The following is a 10,644-nucleotide window of genomic DNA, read 5'->3' as shown; positions in this document are numbered from 1 at the left end:
TGCTGTTTGCACAGTCGACAGACACCAGATTGAATGTTGTTGGATTGCATCTTGTCAATAAAATGTGAAAGGCCGATGTATTCTGGCGTCAAGAATTGACCTCAAACGACTAATAATGGTTCGGCTAGGCAAAAGCCATGTTTCAGTCGCTACAGAATATTGACCACGAACTCACCGCTTCGGGCAACACATACATCGTTCTTTACCACGAAGCACTCGACCCAATGCATGCCGCTGTACTCTGTTCGCTCTTCTCGAGTCTTGCCAGCTTTGTTGCTGTCGTAGAAATCTCCGCGTAGGCAGTTTGCCCGTATGGCTTCTTGTCCGGTATTAACGACCTGCCAATACACGGTGTAGGGCTTGGGGACATCGACTTCCGCTTCAAAAACCAGGTCGACATGCTTTGGCAATGCTGGCGCATTGCTGCGGAATGCAGTCGGCCGAAATCCATTTCGCAGATACTTAGCCCGCACTTTTGCGGTGTACCGAGTGGGCTGCACGTGCCATTTTGGGGCCTGACGATGAGCGAAGTCGAATCGCAGAAGCTGTTTTGCAACGCGTCCAAACGCCGACACAGCAGGTAACTGCCGCCCCGGTAGGCTCGATGAAAAACTGCCTGCCACCCGTTTACCTACCGAATCGCCAAATGCACCTTGAAGCGAGCGTTCCAATTCAAATGAGGTAGACGCGTTCAGGATTTCATCTATGTCCTCTTGTAACCAGTTGATCCACTGAAAAAACGCATCGGGACGACCGCTGCCAGGATCGTTCCAGCGGTCGGCAAAATTCTCGTTAGGATTCACGGGATTTGCGATAATCCATTCGTCATCCTCACAACGAATCAACTCAGTTTCCTGGTAGCGCTGCACACGATCCAGGAAGTTCGCAAGGGTCGTGTACGCGTCCGGTTCTTGCTGATACGCCAGAGCAGCAAGCGTGTTGATGATAATTGAGATCGGCCGATCACTACTGTTTTTTTGATCGGCGAATCGGATATCCCGATGTCGTTTTAAAACCTGAATCGCTCGTTGCAATGGTGTTCTGACCAACTGGTCTGGGACGTCGTCAACACTCGCGTAGATCGTTGGATTCTCGCGAAAGATTTGATCTTTGCGAAGCGATGCCGTTCGACTGAACACAACTCGCTGACGTTGTGCAAACCAATCCGCGTAGCCTGCTGGATTTGTAAATCCCCAGTCGTAACCGTTGTCCGATTCACGACGGTCGGTCAGTGCTGCTGACTGGAGGCTTAGTTGCTGATCGACGTTGTCGAAAATCGAAGGATCAGGCACACAAGGTAATACGTCCAAATGAAATCCTGTCCCGTCCTCCTCTGCGTACAACAATGTCCAGCATCGACGCCCTTCGTCGTCAAGGAGCTTCTTGTACTTTCCATGTTCTTTGAGGCGGTTACCGATGAAGTGACGAATATCCTGCGGCGTGGTTCGTTCTTTGGGAATGATGAGTTCGCACGAAAGATCGATGTCGTAGTCACATTCCTTGCCTTCCCGAATAGGTCGAACGACAGTGCCAAGTCGAAACGATCCTTGTGGATAGATCTTTGGTGTGCCCGTTGAACCAGGGTAGTCGCCGCCTTCCAGCCAACGACCCACTGCCTGGTAGCGATCAACTGCTTGTTGATACTTACTCGGCGGAATGTCTAGCTCTTCCGCGATCTGCTCTAGGATCGAATTGACGATCAGAGTTCGGTTGTCAATCATCTTGTAATTCATCGTGGGCTTTGGAAAATGGTTAGTGCCGGCGAGAATCCCCCCGACGAACGGTTCTGATCGAAAACGGTGAACGGTAAATCAGCTTTCGGCATCCATACACGACCAATTTCGATGGCAGCGGAGACTGGCATTGCCGGAAAAACAGATAGTTCAGCGTCTTCACCGTGTTGCAGCTTGATGGCGTCAAACGTGGCCCGCATCGTTTCGCGAAAGGCACGTAGCTGCTCTTTACTTTTTAGAAAGTCGTTGCCTGGCTTTGGAGCTGATACCGTCCAAATGCAACTGTCGTCGCCCATCACATTCCTGATTCGCTGGTTTGCGATGTTTGCACTGAGTGACAAGTTTAGACCGACCCGCGTCGCATTTGATGGACCTTCTTGTGTGGTCGTGAATTTCAATTCACCGGTTGATTCGTGCCATTGCCACCCAGGTGGTTCGCGATGCAGTTGGTAAACGTCGACGTTTGGGATATCCGATAGAAGTCGCCCCAATTCGATCAGCAACGGAATCGGTGCGAGTCCAAACACCGATAGGTGTTGAATCTCTTCTGTCAACTGCGGCGTCACCCTAGCCGCAAATTGTCGACGTAAATGCGCAATTTCAAACGTCCAATAATCAGGCTCGTGATCGACGAACGAGCTGTTCTTCAAACCGAGAGCAATTGGTTCGTGATTCGCCGGATACCGATTTGGCATCATTGCCAACTTTGCATTGGCCAGAGTGAGTGGTGCCCCTTGTTCGCCAATTCTTGCCCCGTAGAACAGCAGATGCGACTGACGAGATCGATCGATACTGGTAACGGTAGCAACGCGGCGTTCATGATCCCGCTTCATCTGTTCAAGCCGGAAGGCAGGATGGCCATCAACGTCGATCTTGTCGACTAGCCGATGATGCACATCGCACAGCAACATTAGGTTGCTCAATTCTTTTCTTAGTTTCTCGGACAGTACAGCATCGCCGCGAGGCCCGCCGGGTTTATCCGCGATGATGTGTGCAATGTACGCTTGGTTGAATTCAGCCTTCGTCACTTTGTCGCGATAGAGCACTTCATTGCAGCCTTCATATTGGCAACAACCAGCCGCTCTGCCCCAAAGGCAGAGCTTGATCCATTCGGGAATGTAAGACACAGACATAAGAATTAGTGCTTCGTGTCTTTGGGCGGATTTGGATCATTCCCGTAGCTGTCCGAGTCTCGGATCTGGCCATTGGGACGGTGGATGACAAGTTCCGTCTTGTTTGCCTTCGCAAGATCGCGGCCGGCATCGATAGCTTCGCGTTGGGTGTCATGAAGCGAAGAAGCTCGATCGCCGCCCTCGCGTTTGACGGCCCATCCTTCGCCGTTTGGCACAACGTGGTAGTCCTTTTTGGTCATGAGATTTCCTTGGGTTAGGAGTTAAAAGTCGATGGCACTGGCGTCATTGCGACAGCAAATGCCGTATATCTATAACGAACATACCCGTTCGCTCGCAGGGTGTCAACTATAACGAACGCCGTGTCTTGCTTTGACCCCATGCAACTGATATGCTTTTGTCATGGAAGAAGCCCCAAAGCCTGACGAAACGCCAAAAATCCCACTTGCGGAGAATCTCCGTAAGTTCCGTGAGGAAAAGGGGTTGTCGTTGGATCAGGTAGCCAAGCAGGCGAAAATCTCCAAGGCGTATCTCTGGGAACTAGAGAGAGATACCGAGGGAACTAAAAAACCCTCTGCGGTGGTACTGATGCAGATTGCTGATGCACTATCGCGAACGCTGGCTGACCTTCTCAGCCTGCCGTCGGTTCAGACCACAGAGGGGCCGCGTGAAATCCCGGCGTCACTCGTTGCGTTTCGGGATCGACTCAAGAGCCAGGGCACGGAGCTTTCAGAGTCGGACCTTCAAGACCTTGCGAAGACGCGTTTTCGAGGCGGTCAGCCTCAAACGCCCGACGAGTGGCACCAGCTTTACCTCTTGATGGCGAGTAATTCACGGAAGCCATCAAAATGAGTTCGGGGCATTCAACAACACAGTCTTTTATTGACGAATTGGTTCGCTCAACCGGGGCTAGTTCGCCCGAAGAAGCCATACGCGCGAAAGCACGGCAATTGATTCAAACATGTGAATCCATGTTTGGCCGTCCAGAAATGCCAATTGACGTCGATGTTCTCACTAGCTTGCAGGGCATTCATGTAAGCGGGGATCTACCGATCCAAAGTCCAGATGCCGAACTTGCTCCACGTAGCGAGGGTGGCGTCGAAATGCGAGTGCATCCCGATCGACCCGAGACGCGAAAACGGTTCAGCGTTGCACACGAGATCAGCCACACGTTCTTTCCTGAATATGAACAGAAATCATGGTGTCGAACGGATGCTCGCTATCGGGATCGAAATGATCCTGACCAATATCTTGAAATGCTCTGCGATATCGGTGCTGCTGAATTGCTGTTTCCGCAGCCATGGTTTTCAGATGACGCGAATCAGGTATCCAATGCATCGGGGCTTGTCGCGTTAGCCGACACTTACCATGGATCGCGAGAGGCAACCTTACGTCGGTTTGCCGAGCTTTCAAACGACCCGATCGCTGCGGTTTTCTTCACTTGGAAACTGAAACCCGTTCAAAAAGGCGTCGTTGACAACGAAGAACAAACCAACCTGTTTGGTCTGAGTCACGATGAACAAGTGCGTGACGCGTTGCAGCTGCGAATTGATTACTCGATAGCGAGTGAGAGCTTCTCGCAACTAGGTCACTACCTACCGCCCGAAAAATCAATCAAGAACGACGGCCCCATTTTCGAGGCATCATCTACAGCATCTTGTTTTGATGGTGAATGTCATCTTGATTTTGGGCCAGCATCTGGCACGTACAACGTGATGGCGATCCCGTTGCCAACCGATCGAAACCAACGAGGCCCGAAAGGGGAACACTCGGTTGCTGCAATCGTTCGCCCAGTTGCGGTTCAAAAGGCAAAAAAGAAACGCAGCGCGACGCCAGACAACTCGCCCACGCTGTTCGACTGATCGTCCACAAACAGAACTGTGTGACAAAACCATTCAAACCATGTAATCTTCAAAGCAACAATCATCTATGGGAAACCAACTTGCGAACATCAAACGGCTGGAAGCGGATCTGTGGGAAACAGCAGATAACCTGCGTGCGAACTCGAAACTAACTAGCACGGAGTACTGCATGCCCGTGCTGGGCATCATCTTTTTGCGTCACGCCGCCAACCGATTCGATACCGCAACCGAAGAAATCAAAGCTAGTGGACTGAAGCGTTCACCCGTAAAAGCGGACTACGTTAAACGTCGTGCTTTGTTTCTTCCGGAAGAGTCTCGCTACGAGTATTTGCTGGATCTACCCAGCGACACGGACTTGGGCGAAGCCGTTAATACGGCGATGGATAAGATCGAGGAATCTTTTGAGCCACTTGCGGGTGTCCTGCCGCGTGAATACGGCATCTTTGAACGCGAAGTTCTTGAGGACCTGTTGCGTGCCTTCGACTCCGAGGCCATGAAGTCGGCGACAGGAGACGTATTTGGTCGCATCTACGAATACTTCTTGATGAAGTTTGCGATGCAAGGTGCACAGGACAATGGTGAGTTCTTCACTCCACCGTCATTGGTGCAAACGATCGTGAACATTATCGAACCGACACGAGGCGTGGTTCTTGACCCGGCCGTCGGATCGGCGGGAATGTTTGTGCAATCGAGCCATTTCGTCGAGGCAATGGGACAAGACGCTGCTCACAACTTGACATTTTACGGACAAGAAAAAACCGCGACCACAATTCGCTTAGCCAAGATGAATCTTGCCGTTCACGGATTGGAGGGCGATATCGTCGAAGCGAACTCGTTCTACGAAGACGAACACGGCCTGCTTGGCAAAGCAGATTACGTAATGGCCAATCCACCGTTCAACGTCGATATGGTCGACGCCGAAAAAGTCAAAGGTGACGTTCGATTGCCGTTTGGCTTACCGAGCGTCAACAAGAAGAAAAAGGTCAGTAACGGAAACTATCTTTGGATTCAGTATTTTTACTCTTATCTCAGCGACAAAGGCCGAAGTGGTTTTGTCATGGCGTCCAGTGCATCCGATGCTGGCGGTGACGACAAGCTGATTCGCCAACAATTAGTCGAAACTGGCCACGTCGACGTCATGGTCACAATCGGTACGAACTTTTTCTACACCCGCCCGCTGCCGTGCATGTTATGGTTTTTTGACAAGGGAAAACCAAAGGAACGAATCGACAAGGTGCTGATGATAGACGCGAGAACGATTTATCGGAAAGTAACTCGCGTTATCAACGATTTTTCACCGGAGCAATTGCAAAACATAGCGTCGATTGTTTGGTTGCATCGTGGTGAAACGGAACGCTATTTGAGCCTTGTTCGTGGGTATCTTCTACAGGCCAGCAAAGCAGCGTGCGAGCTAGCTCCTCTGCTTGACGATTACTCAGAGACGATGGGTGAATTCTGCGGGCATCTCGAAACCTGGAATTGCTCTCTCTCAGCAGATCCAGGCGAGGAAATCGACAACATCAATAGTGAAGCCTTTTCCACAGCGTTCACCGATCTTGTCGAGAGTTGGAGCAAATTCAAAGACGCTCACTCTCAGACAAAGCAAGAAATCGCCGAGCTCGTCAATTGGATCGGATCGGCCGGGCTTGAAACCAACCGCCAATTGATTAGAGCTCACGAGCGAACCGAGGCCGTCATGGCCGAAGTTAAATCGATTCGCAAGATCGTCAATCAAACGAATAAACTGGCGTCCACTTGCTACGACATCGCGACGAAGAAACTCGACGCAAATAAAGCCGAAGGTTGGAATACTGCTCAAACTCGCGAATTGCACAAAACACTGATCCGAACTCCAAAAGACGGAGAAGCGGCAAACCTTCGCGTCATGCTCTTGGATGCCTTCAGGCTGCCGGGATACTTTCAACGTCAAGTGAATTGGCTGCAGTGCAAATTCCCTGACGCTACCTATGTTGACGTTGAAGGGATTTGCAAATCAGTTCAGCGCGGCGAAGTCGCTGATAACGAGTATTCACTCTCGCCAGGAAGATATGTCGGAGTCGCCGCGATTGAAGACGATGCAGGATTCGATTTTGACGAACGAATGGCAGAAATTCGGGGCGAGCTCGCCGAGCTAAATACTCAAGCCATTGAACTTTCACAGGAAATTGATTTCTCACTGTTGGAAGTCACCAAATGAAGTGGAGTTCAATTGTATTCGGCGAGCTTTACTTACAGTCATCCCGCAATGGCATCTACAAGAGTAAAGAGTACCACGGCACTGGTTGCAAAATCATCAATATGGGAGAGCTATTCGCGTTTCCTGTGATTCGAGATCAGGACATGAAACGTGTTGAGCTTTCTTTAGAGGAGAAGGAGCGTTTTCTCGTCGCTCACGGTGATTTGCTTTTTGCCCGGAGATCACTTGTGGAGGAGGGAGCGGGAAAGTGTACGCTCATCGAATCTCCCAACGAGGACACAACGTTTGAGTCATCAATAATTCGTGTTCGCCTGGATCCGAAACTTGCGGACCCTCGTTTCTACTTTTACTATTTCAATTCGCCGCTTGGGCGAGCCACAGTAGGATCTATCGTAACCGGCGTTAACGTCAAAGGAATCCGTGGAAGCGAGTTGAGATTAATTCATGTTCCCAATATTTCTCTTGATGAACAGCAACGAATATCGCTTTACGTTCGACGGTACGACGACCTTATTGAAAACAACCTACGACGGATTGCATTGCTTGAGGAAGCGGCACAGCAGTTGTATAAGGAATGGTTTGTGCGACTTCAGTTTCCTGGTCACGATGACCTCAATGTTGTCGATGGCATTCCAGAAGGATGGACTAAAGGAACCGTTCGTGACCTAGTTGAGATCAAGTCGGGGTACGCATTCAAGAGCAAGTCGTTCACAGATTCCGGCTTGTTTCGTGTTGTTACAATTAGGCATGTCAAAGATGGTGAATTCGATGCCAACAGTGACAGTCGCATAGACGAGATACCCCGTGAAATGCCCGTGCATTGCAGTCTTAGCGTTGGAGATGTCTTACTGTCGCTAACAGGCAATATTGGTCGAGCTTGTCTAGTCACGGGATCAAATTGCCTGTTGAATCAACGCGTTGCAAAACTGATACCGAAGCGCGGCTTGGGCTTCGTCTACAGTTTTTTCAGAAACGAGACAACCAAAGTTCGACTCGAGACGATCGCGACGGGAGTTGCTCAGCAAAACCTAAGTCCGATCAAAATGGGGCATCTTGATGCCGTCATCCCGTCAACCAACGTGCTTCACGCCTTTGAGGCAATAACTGAGCCAATTTGCAGGAAAGTCATTTTGCTTCATCAACAGAACCAAAGGCTTATTGAAGCTCGGGAGTTGCTGCTCCCACGGTTGATTAGCGGTGAAATTGAAGTTTAACCAAATCACTTATGCCCATGATTACTGACATCAACAGCGAAGACCGAGCCGTACAACAGACGTTCGCCGAGTTCCTAGACACTGAACTCGGATGGGACAGTGAGTACGCTTGGAACCAAGAGGGCTTTGGGGCGGATTCGCTGCTGGGTCGAGAGTCGATGCGTGAAGTGGTGTTAGCTCGCGATCTGCGTGAAGCGATGAATAAGCTAAACGAAGATTTGCCAGACAGTGCCGTCGAAGATGCAGTTCGCAAGATGACGGGATACGACTTTTCGCGTTCCACGTTCCGTCATAACTCAGAGTTCTACGAATGGATTCGTGATGGTGTGCCGGTAGTATACAAGGACAAGAATCGCCGAACCGTTAAACGCAAGGTTAAGGTAATCGACTTTCGTAACGCGGAAAACAATCGCTTTCTTGTCGTTCGCGAACTGAAGATCCAGGGACTTCGCAGCCCGCACTACAACCGACGTGCCGACCTGGTTTGCTTCATCAACGGCTTACCCGTAGTTTTCGTTGAACTCAAAAGTGTTTGGACGAATATCCGCAACGGTTTTGATCAAAACATCGCGGATTACAAGGACACGATTCCCCACGCGTTCTATCACAACGCATTTCTCGTTGTCAGCAACGGTGACGAAGCCAAATATGGCTCGATCACCAGCCCATGGGATCACTTCTATCAATGGAAACGCAACGACGAAGACGACGATAAGCTCGAAGCTCGTGCCATGCTCAACGGGATGTTTGCCAAAGACAAGTTGCTGGACATCATCGAGAACTTCATCCTGTTTGATGAGAGCAAGGCAGGTAAGACGCGGAAAGTCGTCGCCCGTAATCATCAAGTATTGGGCGTGAATCGAGCGGTCGATTCTGTGATCTGCCAAGAGGCATTGAAAGAACAAATCCCAATCGACAAGAGACTTGTTCATCGCGTGGGGACGGTGGACGTCGCCGATCCGCCGATCCTCGCAGACTCACCACAAGAAGAAACGATCGACGCAAATGTCGTGGCTGAAAAAGCTGAGCGGTACCGTAAAACTCGTGAACTACCGTTGATTGAGCGTGCCCATCCTGATCTTGGGCGGCTTGGTGTGTTCTGGCACACGCAGGGAAGCGGAAAATCGTATTCGATGGTTTTCTTTGCGGAGAAGGTTCGCCGGGTTGTACCCGGCAATTTCACGTTCTTGGTCATGACCGACCGAGAGGACCTGGACGATCAGATTTACAAGACGTTTGTTGGCTCTGGTGTCTGTAGCGAAAAAACACCGCGAGCAAGTTCGGCCAAAGCACTCGAAAAGCTGCTAGGTGAGAATCATCGGTTCATGTTCACCATGATTCACAAGTTTAGACGCGACGAGATACCCAAGAAGCCCTACAGCGAACGTGACGACATCATCGTCATGTCAGACGAAGCGCACCGCACCCAAGCCGGCAAGCTGGCTCGCAATATGCGGATTGCTTTGCCGAACGCTTCGTTCATCGGATTTACCGGAACACCTTTGCTGCATGACACCGATTTTTTAACGCAGCGAATCTTTGGTTCGTACGTTTCGACGTACAACTTCAAACGTGCCGAGGAGGATGGAGCAACGGTCAAACTCGTTTACGAAAACCGGGGCGAGAAACTCGGGCTTCGTCGAATTGACTTGAACGATGCCATTGCTGAAAAGGTCGAGGAGGCGAATCTCGATGTCGACGAAATGGCGAAGCTGGAGAAACTGCTGGGTAAGTCCTACGAAGTCATCACGGCGGATGAACGACTAGACCGAATTGCTGAGGACTTCGTCCAGCATTGTTCTGCACGCTGGGAAACCGGCAAGATGATGCTGGTGTGCATCGACAAAGTCACTTGTGCCCGAATGTACGAGCGAATTATCCCGCGATGGAAGGCCAAGGCCAAGCAGATACGAGACGACGCTGACGGTTTCAAGCAAGCAGAAGCGGCAGCGACCGACGCGATTGCAAAGGAAGCTTTGGCTGAGCAGCGAGACAAGTTGTATGCCCGTGCCGACTGGATGGATGAGACTCTGATTCAGATCATTATCTCGGAACAGCAGGGTGAAGTTGCCGAGTTCAAAAAATGGAACTTCGACATCAAGCCACACCGTGCGATCATCAAAGAAGGTTTCGCGACTGGGAACAAAGAACGCATCGACGTCGAAACGGCGTTCAAGAAAGAAGAGCATCCGTTCCGCGTGGCCATCGTTTGTGCCATGTGGTTGACGGGATTTGATGTAGAAACGCTTTCAACGCTCTACATCGATAAGCCAATGCGTGCCCACACGCTGATGCAAGCAATCGCTCGGGCGAACCGGGTTTCACCGGGCAAGGATTGCGGCGTCATTGTCGACTACAACGGAATGCTTGGCAGCTTGCGAAAAGCACTTGCCGACTACGCGGCAACCGTTGCTGGACAAGATATTGGCGACCCCATCGAGCCGATCGAAGTTCGCATCGCCGCCCTGATCGAGGCAATTGAAGCTGCCGAAAGCCATTTGTCTGGGG

Annotated in this window: 8 protein-coding genes; 5 read left to right on the top strand and 3 right to left on the bottom strand. The window is 50.7% G+C overall.

The window, feature by feature from the left end; translation table 11 throughout:
- Positions 1 to 149: 149 nt before the first annotated feature.
- Genes RMSM_RS13385 through RMSM_RS13375 form a run of 3 tightly spaced genes read right to left on the bottom strand, consistent with a single transcriptional unit; the run spans position 150 to position 3,105 of the window.
- The gene (locus RMSM_RS13385) at positions 150 to 1,733 is read right to left on the bottom strand and encodes a nucleotidyltransferase (RefSeq protein WP_008696724.1); all 1,584 of its coding nucleotides are present in this window, start codon (positions 1,731 to 1,733) and stop codon (positions 150 to 152) included.
- Entirely contained in the window at positions 1,730 to 2,866 is a 1,137-nt protein-coding gene (locus tag RMSM_RS13380; protein ID WP_040766347.1) for an SAVED domain-containing protein, read from the bottom strand. Before RMSM_RS13380 ends, RMSM_RS13385 begins: the two co-directional genes overlap by 4 nt.
- A gap of 5 nt (positions 2,867 to 2,871) precedes the next feature.
- Positions 2,872 to 3,105, bottom strand: coding sequence for a DUF2188 domain-containing protein (locus RMSM_RS13375; protein WP_008696722.1), 234 nt, complete (start codon positions 3,103 to 3,105; stop codon positions 2,872 to 2,874).
- A 160-nt stretch (positions 3,106 to 3,265) separates the two neighbouring features.
- Here RMSM_RS13375 and RMSM_RS36815 point away from each other — a divergent pair, with 160 nt between their 5' ends.
- From RMSM_RS36815 to RMSM_RS13350, 5 genes are all read left to right on the top strand, one after another.
- Positions 3,266 to 3,715, top strand: coding sequence for a helix-turn-helix domain-containing protein (locus tag RMSM_RS36815; protein WP_008696721.1), 450 nt, complete (start codon positions 3,266 to 3,268; stop codon positions 3,713 to 3,715).
- A gap of 119 nt (positions 3,716 to 3,834) precedes the next feature.
- Positions 3,835 to 4,725 carry an ImmA/IrrE family metallo-endopeptidase gene (locus RMSM_RS13365; RefSeq protein ID WP_160168288.1) on the top strand — a complete coding sequence of 297 codons (891 nt, stop codon included), beginning with the start codon at positions 3,835 to 3,837 and terminating at the stop codon, positions 4,723 to 4,725.
- 67 nt (positions 4,726 to 4,792) lie between these two features.
- Entirely contained in the window at positions 4,793 to 6,922 is a 2,130-nt protein-coding gene (locus RMSM_RS13360; RefSeq protein WP_008696719.1) for a type I restriction-modification system subunit M, read from the top strand.
- Complete coding sequence (locus RMSM_RS13355; RefSeq protein ID WP_008696718.1) at positions 6,919 to 8,136, top strand: restriction endonuclease subunit S; 1,218 nt, start codon at positions 6,919 to 6,921, stop codon at positions 8,134 to 8,136. The genes RMSM_RS13360 and RMSM_RS13355 overlap by 4 nt, the downstream gene beginning before the upstream one ends.
- Positions 8,137 to 8,153: 17 nt before the next feature.
- Positions 8,154 to 10,644 (top strand): type I restriction endonuclease subunit R (locus RMSM_RS13350; RefSeq protein ID WP_040766348.1); only part of this gene is annotated, 2,491 nt, incomplete at its 3' end.

It is taken from the genome of Rhodopirellula maiorica SM1 (assembly GCF_000346295.1).
In the GTDB taxonomy this organism is placed as follows: Bacteria; Planctomycetota; Planctomycetia; order Pirellulales; family Pirellulaceae; genus Novipirellula; species Novipirellula maiorica.
The sequence above is the reverse complement of the archived record's forward strand: the minus strand, read 5'-3'. Positions and strand labels throughout refer to the sequence as shown.

Coding starts and splice junctions, on each gene's coding strand:
- RMSM_RS13385 (WP_008696724.1), bottom strand. CDS start 1,733: ATGAATTACAAGATGATTGACAACCGAACTCTGATCGTCAATTCGATC.
- RMSM_RS13380 (WP_040766347.1), bottom strand. CDS start 2,866: ATGTCTGTGTCTTACATTCCCGAATGGATCAAGCTCTGCCTTTGGGGC.
- RMSM_RS13375 (WP_008696722.1), bottom strand. CDS start 3,105: ATGACCAAAAAGGACTACCACGTTGTGCCAAACGGCGAAGGATGGGCC.
- RMSM_RS36815 (WP_008696721.1), top strand. CDS start 3,266: ATGGAAGAAGCCCCAAAGCCTGACGAAACGCCAAAAATCCCACTTGCG.
- RMSM_RS13365 (WP_160168288.1), top strand. CDS start 3,835: ATGTTTGGCCGTCCAGAAATGCCAATTGACGTCGATGTTCTCACTAGC.
- RMSM_RS13360 (WP_008696719.1), top strand. CDS start 4,793: ATGGGAAACCAACTTGCGAACATCAAACGGCTGGAAGCGGATCTGTGG.
- RMSM_RS13355 (WP_008696718.1), top strand. CDS start 6,919: ATGAAGTGGAGTTCAATTGTATTCGGCGAGCTTTACTTACAGTCATCC.